Source organism: Stenotrophomonas sp. SPM (genome assembly GCF_003105135.1).
Classification (GTDB): domain Bacteria; phylum Pseudomonadota; class Gammaproteobacteria; order Xanthomonadales; family Xanthomonadaceae; genus Stenotrophomonas.
Map to the genome: position 1 here is coordinate 1 of NZ_QETL01000085.1, position 17486 is coordinate 17486.

At 68.0% G+C, this 17486-nt stretch carries 19 protein-coding genes; 13 read left to right on the forward strand and 6 right to left on the reverse strand.

The window, feature by feature from the left end; all coding sequences use genetic code 11:
- The first annotated feature begins 306 nt into the window (after positions 1 to 306).
- The 4 genes from DCO49_RS15360 to DCO49_RS20355 all read left to right on the forward strand — a co-directional run bounded on the left by DCO49_RS15360 (position 307) and on the right by DCO49_RS20355 (position 3040).
- Entirely contained in the window at positions 307 to 1185 is an 879-nt protein-coding gene (locus DCO49_RS15360) for an SDR family NAD(P)-dependent oxidoreductase (protein ID WP_116864768.1), read from the forward strand.
- A gap of 37 nt (positions 1186 to 1222) precedes the next feature.
- Positions 1223 to 2110, forward strand: a complete 888-nt coding sequence (locus DCO49_RS15365) for a LysR family transcriptional regulator (protein WP_116864769.1) — start codon at positions 1223 to 1225, stop codon at positions 2108 to 2110.
- A gap of 532 nt (positions 2111 to 2642) precedes the next feature.
- Complete coding sequence (locus tag DCO49_RS20660) at positions 2643 to 2768, forward strand: hypothetical protein (protein WP_256643560.1); 126 nt, start codon at positions 2643 to 2645, stop codon at positions 2766 to 2768.
- A 98-nt stretch (positions 2769 to 2866) separates the two neighbouring features.
- A complete protein-coding gene (locus DCO49_RS20355) occupies positions 2867 to 3040 on the forward strand; it encodes a hypothetical protein (RefSeq protein WP_164073627.1) in 174 nt (57 codons plus the stop codon).
- Here DCO49_RS20355 and DCO49_RS15370 read toward each other — a convergent pair.
- Entirely contained in the window at positions 3037 to 3441 is a 405-nt protein-coding gene (locus tag DCO49_RS15370; protein ID WP_116864770.1) for a GFA family protein, read from the reverse strand. The two genes, DCO49_RS20355 and DCO49_RS15370, sit on opposite strands and share 4 nt — an antisense overlap.
- A 172-nt stretch (positions 3442 to 3613) precedes the next feature.
- Here DCO49_RS15370 and DCO49_RS15375 point away from each other — a divergent pair, with 172 nt between their 5' ends.
- Together DCO49_RS15375 and DCO49_RS15380 are read left to right on the forward strand one after the other, a co-directional pair.
- Positions 3614 to 4591, forward strand: a complete 978-nt coding sequence (locus tag DCO49_RS15375; RefSeq protein ID WP_116864771.1) for a DUF4105 domain-containing protein — start codon at positions 3614 to 3616, stop codon at positions 4589 to 4591.
- Complete coding sequence (locus DCO49_RS15380) at positions 4588 to 6609, forward strand: alpha/beta hydrolase (RefSeq protein WP_116864772.1); 2022 nt, start codon at positions 4588 to 4590, stop codon at positions 6607 to 6609. Before DCO49_RS15375 ends, DCO49_RS15380 begins: the two co-directional genes overlap by 4 nt.
- 33 nt (positions 6610 to 6642) lie before the next feature.
- Here DCO49_RS15380 and DCO49_RS15385 read toward each other — a convergent pair whose 3' ends face one another.
- Entirely contained in the window at positions 6643 to 8064 is a 1422-nt protein-coding gene (locus DCO49_RS15385) for an MFS transporter (protein ID WP_116864773.1), read from the reverse strand.
- A 29-nt stretch (positions 8065 to 8093) separates the two neighbouring features.
- Between DCO49_RS15385 and soxR the strand changes: the two genes are divergently transcribed.
- Positions 8094 to 8528 (forward strand): redox-sensitive transcriptional activator SoxR, encoded by a 435-nt coding sequence (soxR, locus tag DCO49_RS15390; RefSeq protein ID WP_116864774.1) that lies wholly within the window; start codon positions 8094 to 8096, stop codon positions 8526 to 8528.
- A 46-nt stretch (positions 8529 to 8574) separates the two neighbouring features.
- Here the strand turns inward: soxR and DCO49_RS15395 are convergent, their stop codons facing one another.
- A complete protein-coding gene (locus DCO49_RS15395; protein ID WP_116864775.1) occupies positions 8575 to 9177 on the reverse strand; it encodes a short chain dehydrogenase in 603 nt (200 codons plus the stop codon).
- A 96-nt stretch (positions 9178 to 9273) separates the two neighbouring features.
- Between DCO49_RS15395 and DCO49_RS15400 the strand changes: the two genes are divergently transcribed.
- Entirely contained in the window at positions 9274 to 10149 is an 876-nt protein-coding gene (locus tag DCO49_RS15400; protein WP_116864776.1) for a LysR family transcriptional regulator, read from the forward strand.
- 54 nt (positions 10150 to 10203) lie between these two features.
- Here the strand turns inward: DCO49_RS15400 and proC are convergent, their stop codons facing one another.
- Together proC and DCO49_RS15410 are read right to left on the reverse strand one after the other, a co-directional pair.
- Complete coding sequence (gene proC / locus DCO49_RS15405; RefSeq protein WP_116864777.1) at positions 10204 to 11025, reverse strand: pyrroline-5-carboxylate reductase; 822 nt, start codon at positions 11023 to 11025, stop codon at positions 10204 to 10206.
- A gap of 16 nt (positions 11026 to 11041) precedes the next feature.
- The gene (locus DCO49_RS15410; RefSeq protein WP_116864778.1) at positions 11042 to 11719 is read right to left on the reverse strand and encodes a YggS family pyridoxal phosphate-dependent enzyme; all 678 of its coding nucleotides are present in this window, start codon (positions 11717 to 11719) and stop codon (positions 11042 to 11044) included.
- Positions 11720 to 11806: 87 nt separating this feature from the next.
- On the opposite strand from DCO49_RS15410, the gene DCO49_RS15415 reads away from it, so the two are divergent.
- The 5 genes from DCO49_RS15415 (at position 11807) to DCO49_RS15435 (ending at position 16357) form a co-directional block, all read left to right on the forward strand.
- Positions 11807 to 12844, forward strand: a complete 1038-nt coding sequence (locus DCO49_RS15415; RefSeq protein ID WP_004147099.1) for a type IV pilus twitching motility protein PilT — start codon at positions 11807 to 11809, stop codon at positions 12842 to 12844.
- Between the two features lie 96 nt (positions 12845 to 12940).
- Positions 12941 to 14092: a PilT/PilU family type 4a pilus ATPase gene (locus tag DCO49_RS15420; protein WP_116864779.1), complete on the forward strand. Its 1152-nt coding sequence runs from the start codon at positions 12941 to 12943 to the stop codon at positions 14090 to 14092.
- Between the two features lie 301 nt (positions 14093 to 14393).
- Positions 14394 to 14597, forward strand: coding sequence for a hypothetical protein (locus tag DCO49_RS15425; RefSeq protein WP_133249439.1), 204 nt, complete (start codon positions 14394 to 14396; stop codon positions 14595 to 14597).
- Positions 14598 to 14703: 106 nt separating this feature from the next.
- Positions 14704 to 15282: a hypothetical protein gene (locus DCO49_RS15430; RefSeq protein ID WP_133249440.1), complete on the forward strand. Its 579-nt coding sequence runs from the start codon at positions 14704 to 14706 to the stop codon at positions 15280 to 15282.
- Between the two features lie 91 nt (positions 15283 to 15373).
- Entirely contained in the window at positions 15374 to 16357 is a 984-nt protein-coding gene (locus tag DCO49_RS15435; protein ID WP_116864782.1) for an aldo/keto reductase, read from the forward strand.
- A gap of 71 nt (positions 16358 to 16428) precedes the next feature.
- On the opposite strand, the gene DCO49_RS15440 is transcribed toward DCO49_RS15435, so the two are convergent.
- The gene (locus DCO49_RS15440) at positions 16429 to 17325 is read right to left on the reverse strand and encodes a LysR family transcriptional regulator (RefSeq protein ID WP_116864783.1); all 897 of its coding nucleotides are present in this window, start codon (positions 17323 to 17325) and stop codon (positions 16429 to 16431) included.
- Positions 17326 to 17486 lie beyond the last annotated feature (161 nt).

Below are 17486 nucleotides of genomic sequence, written 5' to 3' on the forward strand. Positions count from 1 at the left end.
GTCGAGCAAGCTCGACTCTATGAAAGTCCCCTCGCCACCACCGTGCCTTCGGGCACCAGCCAAGCGCGGGTGGATGGCCTGTATGCCGGCGGGAGATCCCGTCGGTCAGCGCGCAATGCATCCGGTGCGCGGCCAGTTGGCCGCCGCCGGAACGCGTGGCCAGCTTCAGGTCCAGCAGTGCTTGGATCGAAAGATGTCTCCTGGCCGTCCGCGATGCCAGCGTCCATGGTCGATACGCAGCGCATATCGTGCGCGGGGGAAATCGGTATTGGCCGTAGCATGGGCGCATCGCCCATGCTGCGGCGGATGAAACCTTCCCCCATTTCCTTTGCAGCCCAGGTCGGCCTGGTGACCGGCGCGGCCGGCGGTCTCGGTCTGGCCTACAGCCGCTTGATGGCCCAGCGCGGCGCGCACGTGGTGATGCATGACGTGGGTGCCGGCCTGGACGGTCGCGGCAGCGACGCCCGCCGCATCGGCGACGCGGTGGCCGCACTGCAGGCGCAGGGCCTGTCGGTAGAGGCGGCGTCGGGTGCGATCAACGAGCGTGCGTGCTGCCACGCATTGGTCCGCGACGTGCTGCAGCGGCACGGCCGCATCGATTTCATCGTGCACAACGCCGGCTGGGTGGCATACGAACTGCTCGAGGCGGTGGATGACGATGCGCTGGAGCAGATGCTGCGGGTGGCAGCCAAGACGCCGCTGTGGCTGGCCCAGGCCGCCTGGCCGGCGATGCGCGAGGCCGGTGGTGGCCGCATCGTGGTGACCACCTCCGACCGCGCGCTGTATCCGCAGTACGCGCAGAAGGGCCTGGCCGGTTACGCGATGGCGAAGATGGCCGCGTTGGGGCTGGCCAATGTGCTGGCGCTGGAGGGCGCCGAGCACGGTATCGTGGTCAATGCGGTTTCGCCGGTGGCCAAGACCCGCATGTGGGGCATCGAAGGCGAGCCTGACGAGCTGCACCCGGACGCGGTGGCCAACGGCGTGGCCTTCCTCGCATCGACGCGCTGTCGCGAAGGCGGCTGGGTGCTGCGTGCGAGCAATGGGCAGTTCCACGCGTTGCGCCTGCAGGAAGCCGAACACGTGGGCTACCCGCGCGACCTGCGTGCGGTCGTCGCGGACAGCATCGAATCGGTGGCCCTGCAGTGGCCGGTGATCGCCCGGCCCAGTGTCGACGCACGCGGCTGAGCGCGTACCCTAGGCAGCCCCCGCTGCCCGTGCCGACATGATCGATCTGCGCCTGCTCCGCCAGTTCGTGGCGGTGGCCGAAGAACTGCATTTCCATCGCGCCGCCGCGCGCCTGCACATGTCGCAGCCACCGCTGACGGCGGCGATGCGACGGCTGGAAGATGAGGTCGGTACCCGCCTGATCGTGCGCGGCAACCGCACGCTGGGGCTGACCGCCGCCGGGCAGACCCTGCTGGTGGAAGCGCGTGCCACGCTGCAGCAGGCCGGGCACGCCCTGCAGCGAACCCGCGAAGCGGCCGCCGGACAGATCGGCAGCCTGCGCGTGGGGTATGTGGGCAGCGCCCTGTACGGTCGCCTGCCGGATCTGATCCGCAGGTTCCGCCAGGCATTCCCGCAGGTGCAGCTGCACCTGCATGAGGCCACCTCGCGCCAGCAGCAGCAATGGCTGCGCGAGGAGCGCATCGACCTCGGCGTGCTGATCCCGCCCATTCCATCGACTGAGCTGGCGTTGCAGGCATTCGACCACGATCGCCTGGCCATTGCGTTGCCGCGCAGCCACACTTCGGCCGCATGTGAGCCGCTCAGCGTGGCGATGCTGGTGGACGAACCCTTCATATCCTGGCCGGCAGGCGAGGGCATCGGCTTCCATGCGCAGGTGCTGGGCCTGTGTACCTCGGCCGGATTCACCCCGCGCGTGGTGCAGGAAGCGCAGGGCATGCACGCGGTGCTGTCGCTGGTGGCGGTGGACGCCGGCGTGGCGATCGTGCCGGCCAGCATGGCCAGCTTCCGTCCGCAGGAAGTGGTGTACCGCGTGATCGATGGCACCGAAGCCGGTTTCGAACTGCAGTTCTGCACGCGGCCAGGCGTGGCGGGGCCGGTGCTGCAGCACTTTCTGGCGATGGCTGCCGAGCCGGATGTGTCGTGATCGACATCTTGGCGTGTGTTCGCCGGCCACGCAGCACCTGATACGCGGGCTGCAGCACGCTGCTGCGCCGCCGTGCGGGCACCCCAGGGCAAGGGTTTCAGGGCGCCACGTTGGCGATCCGTAGATTTCTGATCGGTGCCTGCGGGTAAGCCCTACAGCCAGCGTCGGTGCAGGCAGTCAGCATCTCTTCGCCGGCTGTCATGGCTGGCTGGGATTGGCGTCCCACAAACAACTCTGGCGCGTGTCCGGAAAGATGTCCAAGAGGGCGTTTCCCGGATGACGCGGCCCGCTGGTCCGTGGTGGGTGATGCGTGGGGATCACCGCGATCCGCCGGTCCGCTCCAGAGTTGCCGGTACGCCAACCCGCATCGCCCGCCGCCCATCCACGCCATTGTGTGGGTGTGAGTGCGGCAGCCCTGCGCAGGCAGGGCGCTCCTCAACTTGGGGGGTGGCGGCGGGCGGTGCATTTATCGCGGGTGTGGCGGCTGGCGCTGGCCTAAGGCAGCAGGTCGCGCGTCATGCGGAAAACATCGGTGACCGCGTACAGGCCGGAGTGCCGCGCAAGATGCGTGCTGTCCGGGCCCTGCGCGCTGCTGCTGCAGCAGCTGCTGCTGGGGCGCAACGCCACGTCACATGAAGGCGTGGTCGATTCGGCGTAAGCCGCGCGCAATGTCATCGCCGTGTAGGCAAGGACTCACGCGGCCTATGCCGCCGCACGCCTAGAGTCGGTCATCCCCGTCCCCCACGGAGACCTGCCATGTGGCTGCTTGATCATCTCTGGCCCAGCCGCCGTCCGTTGCCGCCGCCGATGGCCCTCGAACCGCCGTTGCCACCGCGCAGGCCGTGGCTGAAGCGCCCCGCACGGGCCGGGCGCAGCGGCATGGCACCGTGGCAGAAGGTTGCTCCGGCCACGCGCCGCACGCGCCACTAGGCCATGCGGTCGGCGGGGTGGTTGACCCCGTCATTGACCGGGATGATGCCCAGCGCGAAGGGATCGATGCCTTCCAGGCAGGCGACGTTGTAGCCGTACTGGTCCGGGTTGGAGCGGCGCCGGTGATGGGTGTAGATGCCGCAGACGCCGCAGAAGTAGTGTTCCGCCACATGGGTGTTGAACTGGTACAGGCGCAGCTGGTCTTGGCCGCGCAGCACCTGCAGCCCTTCGCGGGTGACGCTGGCGGCGATGGCACCGCGGCGCCGGCACATCGAGCAGTCGCAGCGGCGCGGGTCGACGATGCCGTCGGGCAGGTCCAGCAGCAGCTCGACCGCGCCGCAATGGCAGCTGGCGCGGTGCCGGGGCTGCACGGCCACGCCGGCTACGGAGGTGATTCCCATCGTTGTTCCCCGCTGTGGTGACCCGGCCAGTATGCGCTGACAGGCCGGCCCGCGCCCATTGCTGAATGGGTCGGTGATGCCAGCGTCAGCCGGCTTGTGGCTAACTATGCCGCCCCCCGTACGCGACAGGATGCCCGTGAGAGCCGCAGGACGTTGGATGACAGGATGTGCCATGGCGCTGCTGGCGCTGTGGGTGGCCGGTTTGTTCGCCTACCAGCTGCCCGGGCCGGGCTGGCTGTCGGCGGGCGTGGCCGTGCTCTGGCTGCTGGCCGCGCTGTGGACGGCGTTGACGGTGGCGCGCGGGAAACGCACGAAGCGCTGGACCGGCTTCTACGTGGCGTCGGTGGCGCTGGCGGGCCTGTGGTGGCTGCTGCTGACCCCGCGCCAGGATCGCGACTGGGCTGACGACGTGGCCCAGCGCCTGCACGTTGAATCCTTCGATGGGCGCCACGTGGTGCTGGACAACGTGCGTGACTTCACCTGGCGCACGGAGACCGACCATGACGCGCGCTGGGTGCGCCGCGAATACGACCTGGACCAGCTGCGTTCGGCCGATCTGGTGCTGTCGTACTGGATGGGCCCGGCCATCGCCCACACCCTGGTCTCGTTCGGTTTCGACGATGGCCGCCACCTGGTGTTCTCGCTGGAAATCCGCAAGGAGCAGGGCGAATCGTTCTCGGCGCTGGGTGGTTTCTTCCGTCGCTTCGAGATGACCCTGGTCGCCTCGGAAGAGACCGATATCCTGCGCACGCGTACCAACGCGCGCGGCGAGGACGTCTACCTGTACCGCCTGCATGGGCTGGATCGCGGTCAGCTGAAGGCGCTGTTCGCTGCCTATCTCGATGAGGCGAAGCAGCTGGATGCCGCACCGGCCTTCTACAACACGGCTACCAGCAACTGCACTACGATCGTCTTCGACCTGGCCCGGCATATCGCCCCTGGCCTGCCTCTGGACTATCGCCTGCTGCTGTCCGGTTACCTGGCCGAGTACGCACAGGAGGTTGGGGCGCTGGTGCCCGGCGTGCCGTATGCCGAGCTGCACGCCAAGGGCCGCATCACCCAGCGCGCGCTGCACATGGCAGCGGGCGAAAATTATTCCACCGTGATCCGCCGCGGCATTCCCGGCACCGAGCAGGACCCGCAGCAATGATCCTCGATTTCCCGATCCGCTGGCAGCGCGTGCTGCCGGCGCTGCTGGCTGCGTTCGTCCTGCTGGGGGGCAGCGGCTGCGCCATGGTCACCGTCAAGCAGGTGGCGTCCAGCGATTCGCTGGTGAACAAGCGCGCCGACGTGCTCAACACCGGCAAGCTCAGCCCGGCCTCGCGCGAGACACTCAGTGCCGCCGGCCTGGACGAATCGCAGTGCGAGAAGGACTTCCTGGTCTGCCGCAGCACGCTGCTGATGACCGATGACCTGAATGTCGAGCAGCGGCTGTCGACCCTGTCCGAACTGTGGGTGAAGGCCGCGCTGGCGCTGACCCCGAAGAAGCACGCCGCCGGCGAGCGGCCGATGAGCGATGCCGCACTCGATGCGTGGCTGGAGGCCGCGCGGTACGGCTATGCCTACCTGTTCTTCAGCGGTCGCTCGCCCTCGGACCGTGCGTTCGAGGACCGGCAGACGCAGGTGCGCGATTACTACAACTACGCGGCGGAAAAGGCGGCCGTGGTGCTGTTCGCGCGTGCACGTGCGGCGGCGCTGGCCGGCGAGGATTACACCCGGCCGATGTCCGCCGGCAGCTGGACGCTTGCCGCCAACTACCAGCAGTTGGCGCTGAAGAGCATTCCCTCCCAGCTGGTGCCGGCCGGTTCGGTCAGCTTCGTCGGCCTGCGCAGCATCTACCGCCGCGATGGCTTCGGTGCCGAGCTGGTGATGGTGATGGACCCGCCGAAGCTGGTGGTGCCGGTGGTGGCTGCCGACGGCCCCAAGGCCGAGACCCCGCCGGACGAAGATGACGGCGCGCGCGGTCGCCGCCATCGGCATGACGACAGCGTGCCCGAGTTCAGCGAGATGTCCTCGGTCAACGTGACTGCGCTGCTGCGCTTCGAGGGCGAGAGCCTGGACGATGTGATGCGCACGCGGCGGGTCGAGCTGGATGCGTATTCGCCGGAAGCGACCGAGCGCATCACCCTGCATGGCGAACAGGTGCCGCTGGCCGGCAACTTCACCGCGGCCTACGGCCTGTGGTTGGCGCAGAGCGGCTTCGCCACGCAGTCGCTGCGCACGCTGTTTGGCCTGAGCGAGGGCATCGGCGAGCCGCACATCTACCTGATGCAGCCGTGGGATCCGAACCGCCGCATCATCTTCATGCTGCACGGCCTGGCCAGCAGCCCGGAAGCCTGGGTGAACCTGGCCAACGAGATCATGGGCGACCCGGAGCTGCGCCGGCAGTTCCAGGTGTGGCAGGTCTACTACCCGACCAACGCGCCCATCGCGCTGAACCGCTACGAGATCGCCAACGCCTTCAACGACACGTTGCAACACTTCGACCCCAGCGGGAACACGCGTGCATCGAAGGACATGGTCTACATCGGCCACAGCATGGGTGGCGTGCTGGCGCGGCTGCTGGTCAGCGATTCCGGTGATGTGCTGTGGAACGACCTGCTGGCCAACTACGATCTGAAGGGCGAGCGGCTGAAGCGCGTGCAGGGAAAGCTGGGGCCGCTGCTGCACTTCAAGGCGCAGCCGAACGTGGAGCGCGCGATCTTCATCGCGGCCCCGCACCAGGGCACCGACATCGCCGGCAACAAGGTCGGCCGCCTGATCGGCCGGCTGGTGCGCCTGCCGCTGACCATCCTGGGCAAGTTCGAGGATGTGTTCCTGGCGCTGGCCCAGGCCGAGCAGCAGGTGGATGGCACCGCCAAGCCGAAGATCCCCAACAGCATCGACAACCTCAAAGCCAGCGACCCGTTCGTGAAGGCCGCCGCGCAGCTGCCGATCGAGCCGGGGCTGAAGTACCACTCGATCATCGCCCAGCGCAAACCGGAACTGCCGCCGGAGAAATCCGACGATGGGCTGGTGCCGTACTGGAGCGCGCACCTGCCTGGCGCGCAGTCGGAGAAGGTGATCATCTCCGGGCACAGCGTGCAGGAAAGCCCGCAGGCGGTGCTGGAAGTGCGGCGCATCCTGCACCGTGACATCGACGAGGTGGGGACCGATATCCGGCCGTGACACGCTGGGGTCGGAGCAGACCCCAGGCAACCATCAAACCCGCCGCGCCACCACCGCACCCAGCACCGCCAGGCCCACCGTGATCGCCAGGCACAGAACGTAACCGGTGTGCGGTGCCTGTTCGACAAACAGCGCGAACAACGCACCAGACAGCGCCAGCGCGGTAGCCACGCACAGCGCCTCGCTCAACTGCAGGGCCGAACTGTTGCGGCCCTGTTCCTGCGGCGCGGACAGCGACAGCGTCAGCACCGAAAGGCTGGCGTAGATCATGCCCATGCCGAAACCGGTGACGGTCCAGCCGAGCAGCGCGACGGGCAGCGGCACCGCATTGAACAGCACCGCCAGGGTGGCAGTGATGCCGATGGTCATCAGCACCGTGCCCACGCGCAGCAGCTGCTGCCGCGACCAGCCACGCTGCTGGTGGCCCTGCAGCCACGAGCCGCTGAACCAGCCCAGTGCACCCAGGCTGAGCACTGCGCCCGCCCAGCTCGGCGACAGACCGCGCTCACGCTGCAGCAGCAGCGGCAGATAGGCCTCGCAGGCGAAGAACGCCGCGGCGGCGACACCACGCAACGCAATCACGCTGGGCAGGCCCCGGCGCAGGCGTAGCGTGCCCGGCGGCAGCAGGCGGTGCCCGCACAGCAGCAGGCCGGCCACGGCCACGCCCATGCAGGCCAGCGCCGGCACGCCCTGCTGCTGGCCGCCGAAGTACAGCAGCAGCGCGGCCAGCGATGCACCGATGGCCCAGCCCACGGCATCGCCGCTGTTGTCCTCGTCGCTGGTTTCAATAGGCGCCTGCCGCGCCAGTGCCGGGCGCAGCATCAACGCCGCCGGAATCGCCAGCAGTGGCACGATCAGGAACACCCAGCGCCAGCCCAGGTGCTGCACGATCAGGCCGCTCAGCGCCGGGCCGACCATCGACGGCACCACCCAGCCGGCCGAAAACGCAGCGAAGACCTTCGGCCGCAGCGCCTCGGGATAGTTGCGGCCGACCATCACGTACAGCGCCACCGAGATCGCGCCGCTGCCCAGGCCCTGCAGCAGGCGCCCTGCCACCAGCGTGCCCATTCGCGTGGCCAGGCCGGCCAGCAGCAGGCCCAGCACGAAGCACGCAAGGCCCCACCACAGCGGTCGCGCCGGGCCGCTGCGGTCGGTCCAGCGCCCGGCCACGGTCATGCCGACCACGCTGGTGGCCAGGGTGCCGCCGAAGGCCAGCGCGTACAGGCGCAGGCCATCCAGTGCCTCGGCCACGGTGGGCATCGCCGCGGCCACGGCCAATGCTTCGAAAGCGAGCAGGGCGACCAGCACGACCATGCCGATGGTGGTGCTGCGGTGGGCGGGCGAAAGGATCGACTCGGGTGCGGACGTCGCCGTCGCCGATGCTGCGGTGGGGGTGTTCATGCGGGGGAGGATGCTGGGGCCGCGCTTGTCATCCGGCGGCGAAGGACGCAGCATGACACCTGAACCATGGTTGAGGTCAAGCGATGCAGGAACAGGAACTGAGCGTGGGTGACGTGGCCCACCGCAGCGGCGTCGCGGTATCGGCGCTGCACTTCTACGAGCGCAAGGGCCTGATCAGCAGCCTGCGCACGGCGGGCAACCAGCGGCGATATGCGCGCGACGTACTGCGCCGCCTGGCGGTGATCCGCGTTGCACAGCGCGTGGGCATGCCACTGGAAGCGGTGGCCCGGGCGTTCGAGACCCTGCCGCAGGGCCGCGCGCCGACCAAGGCCGACTGGGCGCGGCTGTCCGCGCGCTGGCAGCAGGAACTGGAGGAGCGCATCCACATGCTGCAGCTGCTGCGCGATGAACTGACCGGCTGCATCGGCTGTGGCTGCCTGTCGCTGAAGCGTTGCCGCCTGGCCAACCCCGACGACGTGCTCGGAGAACGCGGCGACGGCCCCATGCGCTGGGGCTGAGCCGCCTCCGGTAGCGCCGGGCCGTGCCCGGCGGCGGTTCCAGCAATTACCAGACGGTGAGGGTCTCGCCGCTCTGGATGCCTTCCACGGCGCGCTGGAAGGCCAGTGCCGCGCGCTGCGCGGGCACGGCTTCAAAGCCAGGGAAGTAAGGGCCGTAAGAGTCCAGTGATTCGGCCAGCACGTTCGGGCTGACGGCGTTGATGCGCATGCCGCGCGGCAACAGTTCAAGCGCGGCGGCGCGCACGAAGCCTTCCAGCGCCTGGTTCACCGCGGTGGCGTTGACGCCGTCGCGGATCGGCTGCGCGCTGATGATGCCGGTGGTGAGGGTGATCGAGCCGCCCGGGTTGAGATGATGCTGGGCCGCCAGCGCCAGCCGCACCTGGCCAAGCAGCTTGTCCTGCAGGCCGCTGTTGAACTGCGCGGCGGTCATCGTCTGCAGCGGGCCGAAATGCACGTTGCCGGTGGTGGAGATCACTGCATCGACCGGGCCGGCCTGCGCGAACAGGGCCGAGACGCTGGCATCGTCGGCCAGGTCCACACGCAGCGCGCCGCTGCGGCGGCCGGCGGCAAGAATCTCGTGGTGCTGGCCAAGGTGGCGGGCGACCGCCTGGCCAAGGGTACCGCTGGCACCGACAAGCAGGATCTTCATCGTGGCGTCCTCATGGGGAAGGGCTCCAGTCTGCGCCGCCGGATATGGGTTTGGTAAGCGGCGTATGATTCGCATATTCCTAACCAAGAGTTAGTAATGGATACCTTGCGCTGCATGCAGGCCTTCGTGGCCGTGGCCGAGCACGGCAGCTTCGCGGCGGCTGCCGTGCAGCTGCAGGTGTCGGCAGTGATGGCCGGCAAATACATCCAGCAGCTGGAGGCGCACCTGGGCACCGCGCTGCTGCAGCGGAACACCCGACACCAGCGGCTGACCGAGGCGGGCGCGGCCTACCTGGCCGGCTGCCGGCAGGTGCTGGAACAGGTGCAGCAGGCCGAGGCCGATGTCGCCGGACTGCAGCGGCAACCGCAGGGCCTGCTGCGGATCAGTGCGCCCACCACCTGGGGCAGCTGCGTGCTGGCGCCGTTGCTGTCGGGCCTGCTGCGCGCGCAGCCGCTGCTGGATATCGAACTGGACCTCAGCAACCGCCGGGTGGACCTGATCGAAGATGGCTTCGATGCGGCGATCCGGGTCGGGCCGCTGCCCTCGCAGGAACTGGTGGCGCGCCCGCTGCCGCCGTATGCAATGAGCCTGTGTGCGTCGCCGGCCTACCTGCGCCGGCGCGGCACGCCACGGACGCCGGCCGACCTGGCCGGACATGACTGCCTGAGCCATCTGGCCTGGCGCGGCGGCCATGGCTGGCAGCTGGCCAATGGCGAACAGGTCGATTGGGATGCACGGTTGACCAGCAACGATGGCTACGCGCTGCGTGAAGCGGCGGTGGCCGGTGCCGGATTGATCCTGCAGCCGACGGCGTTGCTGGCGGCGGACATCGCGGCCGGGCGCCTGAAGCCGCTGTTGCGCGGATACGTGCCGGAGCCGCGGCCGATGCATCTGATCTACCTGCCGGACCGACGCCCGCGCCCGCGACTGCAGTGCTTCATCGATTTCGTCATGGCCACATTGGCGCGTTGACGACGCATTACGGTAGGTGCCGACCGTTGGTCGGCACGACATCACACATCGCGATCAATCATTGGCCGCCGATAACTGCCGCCCGCGCTGCTGCGCCGCCTGCAGTGCCTTGTCCACCAGCGCCTCGAAACCATCGGCCTGGAAGCTCTCGATTGCCGCCTGGGTGGTGCCGTTGGGCGAGGTCACCCGGCGCCGCAGTTCGGCCGGGCTTTCGCCGGCTTCGTCCAGCATCCGCGACGCGCCCAGCAGGGTCTGCACCACCAGCGCGCGGGCGGCGTCGGCCGGCAGGCCCTGCGCAATGCCGGCCGCCTCCATCGCTTCGGCCAGCAGGAACACGTACGCCGGGCCGCTGCCGGACACGGCGGTCACCGAATCCATCAGCGCCTCGTCATCAATCCACACCGTGCGCCCGGCGCTGGCCAGCACGCGATCAGCCTGCGCCCGCTGCTGCGCATCCACCGCCGCCGTTGCATACAGGCCGGTCACGCCGGCGCCGAGCAGGGCAGGGGTGTTGGGCATCGCGCGCACCACCGGCAGCGCACCGCCCAGCCAGCGCTGCAGCTGCGCGCTGGTGATGCCCGCGGCAATCGACACCACCAGCGGTGCCTGCGCCTGGGCCAGCGCCTGCAGCGACTGGCAGACCTCGCGCAGCACCTGCGGTTTCACTGCCAGCAGCCAGGTCTGGCCCTGCGCGGCGGCAGCGGCGGCCGTTTCGTGGGTCTGCACGCCGAAATCGGCGGCCAGTGACTCGCGCAGCGCGGCCACCGGCTCGGCCACGTGGATCTGCGCCGCCGGCACGCCCTGGCGGACCAGCCCGGCAATCAGGCTGCGGGCCATGTTGCCGCCGCCGATGAAGGTGATCGATTCAACTGTCATGCGGGAGTTCCTTGGTTCAGGCCGGGCGCGGACGCGCACCGAACAGGGCGGTGCCGATGCGCACCAGGGTGGCACCTTCGGCGATGGCCTCGGCGTAGTCGCTGCTCATGCCCATCGACAGGGTGTCCACCTGCGGATGGCGCGCGGCCAACGAGTCAAAAAGTGTGCGCATGCGCACGAAGGCATCGCGACGGCGCTCGGCCTCCGGCCACGGCGCGGGAATGGCCATCAGCCCGCGCAGGCACAGCGTGGGCTCGGCGCCGATGGCCGCGGCCAGCGCGTCCACGTCCTGCGGCGCACACCCGTGCTTGCTGGATTCATCATCGATGTTGACCTGGATGAGCACGTTCAACGGCGCACGCCCGGCCGGGCGATGGCGGGCCAGGGCCGCTACCAGCTTCGGCCGGTCCACGCTCTGCACCCAGTCGAAGTGGCTGGCCACGGCCTCGGCCTTGTTCGACTGCAGGTGGCCGATCAGGTGCCATTCCAGCCCCAGCGCCTGCAGCGCCTGCATCTTGGCCAGGGCTTCCTGCACGTAGTTTTCGCCGAAGGCGCGCTGGCCCTGCGCGGCCAGGGTGGCCACGGCCTCGGCCGGCTGGGTCTTGGAAACCGCCAGCAGGCGCGGCGGTGGCCGCCCGGCGGCCTCGGCGGCGTTGTGCAGGTTGCTCAGGATCTCGGGCAGGGCAGTGGCCACGTAACGCGTTCCAGTGTGACAGGAGGCTATACTGCCGCCAGGGGAAAGATCCTTCCAGTCGAAGCCGTTATTGGGGAGTAGCCGCTCATGGATATCGCCGAGCTGTTGGCGTTTTCCGTAAAGAACAAAGCGTCCGACCTGCACCTGTCTGCAGGCCTGCCGCCGATGATCCGCGTGGACGGCGATGTTCGCCGGATCAACATCCCGGCCCTGGACCACAAGCAGGTCCATGCGCTGGTGTACGACATCATGTCCGACAAGCAACGGCGCGATTACGAGGAATTCCTCGAAGTCGACTTCTCCTTCGAGATTCCGTCGCTGGCTCGCTTCCGTGTCAACGCCTTCAACCAGAACCGCGGCGCCGGTGCGGTGTTCCGTACCATTCCGTCCGAGGTGCTGACCCTGGAGGACCTGGCCTGCCCGCCGCTGTTCCGCGAGGTGATCCAGCAGCCGCAGGGCCTGATCCTGGTGACCGGCCCGACCGGTTCGGGCAAGTCGACCACGCTGGCGGCGATGATCGACTACATCAACAAGAACGAATACGGCCACATCCTCACCGTCGAGGATCCGATCGAATTCGTGCACACCTCGCAGAAGTGCCTGATCAACCAGCGCGAAGTGCACCGCGATACGCACGGCTTCAACGAAGCACTGCGCTCGGCACTGCGTGAGGATCCGGACATCATCCTGGTGGGCGAACTCCGTGACCTGGAAACCATCCGCCTGGCGCTGACCGCCGCGGAAACCGGCCACCTGGTGTTCGGCACCCTGCACACCAGCTCGGCGGCCAAGACCATCGACCGTATCATCGACGTGTTCCCGGCCGGCGAAAAGCCGATGGTGCGCTCGATGCTGTCCGAATCGCTGCGCGCGGTCATCTCGCAGGCGCTGCTGAAGAAGGTCGGCGGCGGCCGTACCGCGGCGTGGGAAATCATGGTCGGCACCCCGGCCATCCGCAACCTGATCCGCGAGGACAAGGTCGCGCAGATGTACTCGGCCATCCAGACCGGCCAGCAGTACGGAATGATGACCCTGGACCAGCACCTGCAGGACCTGGTCAAGCGCAGCCTGATCACCCGCAACCAGGCCCGCGAGTACGCCAAGGACAAGCGTCTGTTCGAGTAAGGCGAGGCAACGGTGGGGCGGTGCGCATGCATGCCGCTGTCCCGCGATGTCCTGTCCACCGACCGATCTCTGGCAAACGCCCATTGGGAGCCCGCCATGAACAGCACCGCCAGTACCGCCAGCACCATCGATTTCACCTCGTTCCTCAAGCTTATGGCGCACCAGCGCGCCTCGGACCTGTTCATCACCGCGGGCATGCCGCCGGCGATCAAGGTCAACGGCAAGATCTCGCCGATCACGCAGACGCCGCTGACCCCGCAGCAGAGCCGCGACCTGGTCCTCAACGTGATGACCCCGGCGCAGCGCGAGGAATTCGAGAAGACCCACGAGTGCAACTTCGCCATCGGTCTGTCCGGTGTCGGCCGTTTCCGCGTGAGCTGCTTCTACCAGCGCAACCAGGTCGGCATGGTGCTGCGCCGTATTGAAACGCGCATCCCCACTGTGGAAGAACTGAGCCTGCCGCCGATCATCAAGACGCTGGCGATGACCAAGCGCGGCATCATCCTCTTCGTCGGTGCCACCGGTACCGGCAAGTCGACCTCGCTGGCGGCAATGATCGGTTACCGCAACCAGAACTCGACCGGCCACATCATCACCATCGAAGACCCGATCGAGTTCGTGCACAAGCACGAGGGCTGCATCATCACCCAGCGTGAAGTCGGCATCGATACCGACAGCTGGGAAGCCGCCCTGAAGAACACCCTGCGCCAGGCGCCGGACGTGATCATGATCGGCGAGGTGCGTACCCGCGAGGGCATGGACCACGCCATCGCCTTCGCCGAAACCGGCCACCTGGTGCTGTGTACCCTGCATGCCAACAACGCCAACCAGGCGATGGACCGCATCATCAACTTCTTCCCGGAAGACCGCCGCAACCAGCTGCTGATGGATCTGTCGCTGAACCTCAAGGGCGTGGTCGCGCAGCAGCTCGTTCCTTCGCCCGATGGCCGTTCGCGCAAGGTCGCGATGGAGATCCTGCTGGGCACGCCGCTGGTGCAGGACTACATCCGCGACGGCGAGATCCACAAGCTCAAGGAACTGATGAAGGAGTCCGTCGAGCTGGGCATGAAGACCTTCGACCAGAGCCTGTTCGAGCTGTACCAGGCCGGTGAGATCAGCTACGAGGACGCGCTGCGTTACGCCGATTCGCAGAACGAAGTGCGCCTGCGCATCAAGCTCAGCCAGGGCGGCGATGCGCGCACCCTGTCGCAGGGGCTGGATGGCGTGGAGATTTCAGAGGTTCGTTGACCTACAGCCGCATGGGCTCCCGGCTAGGGGGACTGTTACAGGGGATTGCATATGGACATGCCGTTGGCCCGCAACGTGGTGCTGATTGGTTTCGAGAACATGCAGCCGCCATCCCTGAAGGAACTGGCGGCACCGGGGTTCACGGTTCTGGTGTTTGTTGGTGCATCGCAGGCGCGCATCAGCATGGATGTGGCCGAGGCCATGCAGGGGTTGGCAGCCAGGGGCGTTTCGCCAAGCGCGGCAGAGCGCTGGCGTACCTGCGTTGCCCGCAGCGAAAACGGTGCTGCCGGATGCGCGGTTGATGCACGTGCGCGATTGGCTGGTGCGACAGGACAAAGCCCGGCCTGCCTCCAGGGTGGCCCTGCAGAACTCCATCGCCAACCTCTTCCAGAAGACCTTGGCTGCCACTGAAGTCGCCGCGCTGGTGCAGCAGTTGCAACAGAAAAAGTGGATAGTGCTGGAGGGCAACACGGTCCGTTACCAGTTGGCGGCCATGCGCGCCTGAGTGGCACTGGCGCCGCTCCTGCGCCTCTGCGATAGTCGCACCGTCACCGCGTTCGCGGGACAGGGGGAGCCGGCACCCTGCCGGCGCGACAACTCAGGATTCGCACATGGACTTGCACGATCCGTATCGCGCGCCGGCAGCCGTGCCTGCGCGTCCACCGACGTTGCCAACCGCGCCGGTCAGCTTTTCTGCATCCACCACAGCGGTGTACTACTCACCGTCCACCCTGAAGATCGCCGCGCTGTCGATGGCGTCGATGGGCTTGTATCCGATGTACTGGTTCTGGCAGAACTGGCGCGCGATCAAGCGCGAGACCGGTGGGACGCAGTGGCCGTGGGCGCGCGCGCTGTTTTCGCCGCTCTGGTCGTTCCTCTGCTTCAGTGACCTGCGCGACGTGGCGCAGTCGCGGCGCCGGCAGCTGGCCTTCGCGCCGGCGGTGCTGGGCGTGCTGTTCTTCGTGCTCAACCTCGCCGGTCGCCTGCCCAACGGCGCCGCCTTGATCGCACTCTTCGGCTTCGTGCCGCTACTGCCGGTCAACAGCCTGCTGCGGCAGTACCACCATGATGAAAAAGTGGACATGCAGCGCATGGATCGCTTCGGTGTCTGGCACATCCTGCTGACCCTGGCCGGTGGTGCGGTGTTGCTGCTGGCCGTGCTGGGCTACGCGATGGGTAACGCGGATTGATGAAATCCAGTCATGACCGACTGCCATCCAGGTCGTTCAATCCAGCGGGGGTAGGGGCGTATCGTCGTCGTTCCCGCTCTGGAGCATGACGATGCAGACACGTGAACTCGGCCGCAGTGGTCTGAAGGTTTCCGCCCTTGGCCTGGGCTGCATGGGCCTGAGCCACAGCTATGGCCCGCCGGTCGAGCACGGCCAGGGCATCGCCCTGCTGCATGCCGCCGTCGAACGCGGCGTGACCTTTTTCGATACCGCCGAGGTCTACGGTCCGTACACCAATGAAGCACTGGTGGGCGAGTCACTGGCGCCGTACCGCGACAAGCTGGTGATCGCCACCAAGTTCGGCTTCAAGGACGCCCGCACCGATACCGGCCTGGACAGCCGCCCGGAAAACATCCGCGCGGTGGCCGAGGCCAGCCTCAAGCGCCTGCGCACCGACCACATCGATCTGTTTTACCAGCACCGCGTGGACCCGAACGTGCCGATCGAGGACGTGGCCGGCACCGTGCGCGACCTGATCGCCGAAGGCAAGGTCGGCCACTTCGGCCTGTCCGAGGCCAGTGCCGCGACGGTGCGCCGTGCGCATGCGGTGCAGCCGGTGGCCGCGGTGCAGAGCGAGTACTCGCTGTGGTGGCGCGAACCGGAGCGCGAACTGCTGCCGACGCTGCAGGAACTGGGCATCGGCTTCGTGCCGTTCAGTCCGCTCGGCCGCGGCTTCCTGACCGGCACCATCACCGCCGATACGACCTTCAGCGACAACGATTTCCGCAACAGCGTGCCGCGTTTCGAAGTGGAAGCGCGCCGTGCGAACCAGGCGCTGGTGGATCGCATCGGCACGATTGCTGCGGCCCGTGGCGCGACCCCGGCGCAGGTGGCACTGGCCTGGCTGCTGGCGCAGGCACCGTGGATCGTGCCGATTCCGGGTACCACCAAGGTCCATCGCCTGGAAGAAAACCTGGCCGCGACCGAGCTGGTGCTGTCCACGGACGAGCTGCAGCGCATCGCCCAGGTGCTGGAAGAAGTGTCGATCGTCGGCGAGCGCTACAACGCGCAGCGCGCGGCGCAGGCCAAGGGCTGATCTGATCTGTGCTGTGGTGGGTGCGGACCGGTGGTGGTGGGTGCGGACCGTTGGTCCGCACTCCTTGACCCTCACCCCATCGGCCCGCGCAGCGCGTCCAGCACCGTGCGCATGGCCACACTGATGTGGCGGCGCGACGGGTAGTAGGCGTAGTAGCCGTCGAAGGTCGGGCACCAGTCATCCAGCACTGACTGCAGGCGGCCCTGTTCCAGCAGCGCCAGCACCTGGTCCTCGGGCAGCCAGGCCAGGCCGCTGCCGGCCAGTGCGGCTTCGCGGGTCATGCCCATGGTGTTGAAGGTCCACTGGCCGCTGACGCGCACGCTCAGTTCGTTGCCATCCTGGCCGAAATCCCACGGCATCAGCCCGCCGTGGGTGGGCAGGCGCAGGGTGATGCAGTTGTGCGCCGCCAGCTCCTGCGGATGCCGCGGCGCGGTGTGCTGGCGGAAGTAGCTGGGCGCACCGACCACGCGCATGCGCAGCGGCGGGCTGATCGGCACCGCCACCATGTCGCGGGCCAGCCGTTCGCCGAGGCGGATGCCGATGTCATAGCGCTCGGCAACGATGTCGGCCAGTGCGTAGTCGGCGGTCAGTTCGACGTTCAGATCGGGGTACTGCTGCAGCAGCGGCGCCAGCCGTGGCCAGGCCAGGTATTCGGCGGCGTGTCCGGTGGCGTTGATGCGGATGGTGCCGGCGGGGCGCTCGCGGTATTCGGCCAGCGCGGCCAGTTCGTTCTCGATCTCATCCAGGCGCGGGGCGAGGGTATCGAGCAGGCGGGCGCCGGCTTCGGTGGTGGACACGCTGCGGGTGGTGCGGGTGAGAAGGCGCACGCCGAGGCGTTCTTCCAGGCCGCGCATGGCGTGGCTGAGGGCGGACTGGGAGACGCCGAGCTGGGCGGCGGCCTTGGTGAAGCTGCCCTGGCGGGCAACGTGGACGAAGGCCTGCAGGTCGTTGAGGTTTTCGCGGGGCATGAGGGGATGATACGGCCGGGCTGCGCCCGGCACCTGCCGAAGCAACGTCAACGTCAAATGCGTGCTTTCCGTGGGATGGCGGGGTGGGTCCGGTTGAGGGGGACGCTGCAAGTACGTCCCTGTAAGCTCGGTCGCCGCATCCATGCGGCTCACGCCCCCTC

Excerpts from the sequence above, each read along its gene's own strand:
- DCO49_RS15425 (WP_133249439.1), top strand. The coding sequence starts at position 14,394 with ATGCACGTGCGCGATTGGCTGGTGCGACAGGACAAAGCCCGGCCTGCC.
- proC (WP_116864777.1), bottom strand. The coding sequence starts at position 11,025 with ATGACAGTTGAATCGATCACCTTCATCGGCGGCGGCAACATGGCCCGC.
- soxR (WP_116864774.1), top strand. The coding sequence starts at position 8,094 with ATGCAGGAACAGGAACTGAGCGTGGGTGACGTGGCCCACCGCAGCGGC.
- DCO49_RS15415 (WP_004147099.1), top strand. The coding sequence starts at position 11,807 with ATGGATATCGCCGAGCTGTTGGCGTTTTCCGTAAAGAACAAAGCGTCC.
- DCO49_RS15370 (WP_116864770.1), bottom strand. The coding sequence starts at position 3,441 with ATGGGAATCACCTCCGTAGCCGGCGTGGCCGTGCAGCCCCGGCACCGC.
- DCO49_RS20355 (WP_164073627.1), top strand. The coding sequence starts at position 2,867 with ATGTGGCTGCTTGATCATCTCTGGCCCAGCCGCCGTCCGTTGCCGCCG.
- DCO49_RS15430 (WP_133249440.1), top strand. The coding sequence starts at position 14,704 with ATGGACTTGCACGATCCGTATCGCGCGCCGGCAGCCGTGCCTGCGCGT.
- DCO49_RS15395 (WP_116864775.1), bottom strand. The coding sequence starts at position 9,177 with ATGAAGATCCTGCTTGTCGGTGCCAGCGGTACCCTTGGCCAGGCGGTC.
- DCO49_RS15400 (WP_116864776.1), top strand. The coding sequence starts at position 9,274 with ATGGATACCTTGCGCTGCATGCAGGCCTTCGTGGCCGTGGCCGAGCAC.
- DCO49_RS15440 (WP_116864783.1), bottom strand. The coding sequence starts at position 17,325 with ATGCCCCGCGAAAACCTCAACGACCTGCAGGCCTTCGTCCACGTTGCC.
- DCO49_RS15365 (WP_116864769.1), top strand. The coding sequence starts at position 1,223 with ATGATCGATCTGCGCCTGCTCCGCCAGTTCGTGGCGGTGGCCGAAGAA.
- DCO49_RS15380 (WP_116864772.1), top strand. The coding sequence starts at position 4,588 with ATGATCCTCGATTTCCCGATCCGCTGGCAGCGCGTGCTGCCGGCGCTG.
- DCO49_RS15435 (WP_116864782.1), top strand. The coding sequence starts at position 15,374 with ATGCAGACACGTGAACTCGGCCGCAGTGGTCTGAAGGTTTCCGCCCTT.
- DCO49_RS15360 (WP_116864768.1), top strand. The coding sequence starts at position 307 with ATGAAACCTTCCCCCATTTCCTTTGCAGCCCAGGTCGGCCTGGTGACC.
- DCO49_RS15375 (WP_116864771.1), top strand. The coding sequence starts at position 3,614 with ATGGCGCTGCTGGCGCTGTGGGTGGCCGGTTTGTTCGCCTACCAGCTG.
- DCO49_RS15420 (WP_116864779.1), top strand. The coding sequence starts at position 12,941 with ATGAACAGCACCGCCAGTACCGCCAGCACCATCGATTTCACCTCGTTC.
- DCO49_RS15385 (WP_116864773.1), bottom strand. The coding sequence starts at position 8,064 with ATGCTGCGTCCTTCGCCGCCGGATGACAAGCGCGGCCCCAGCATCCTC.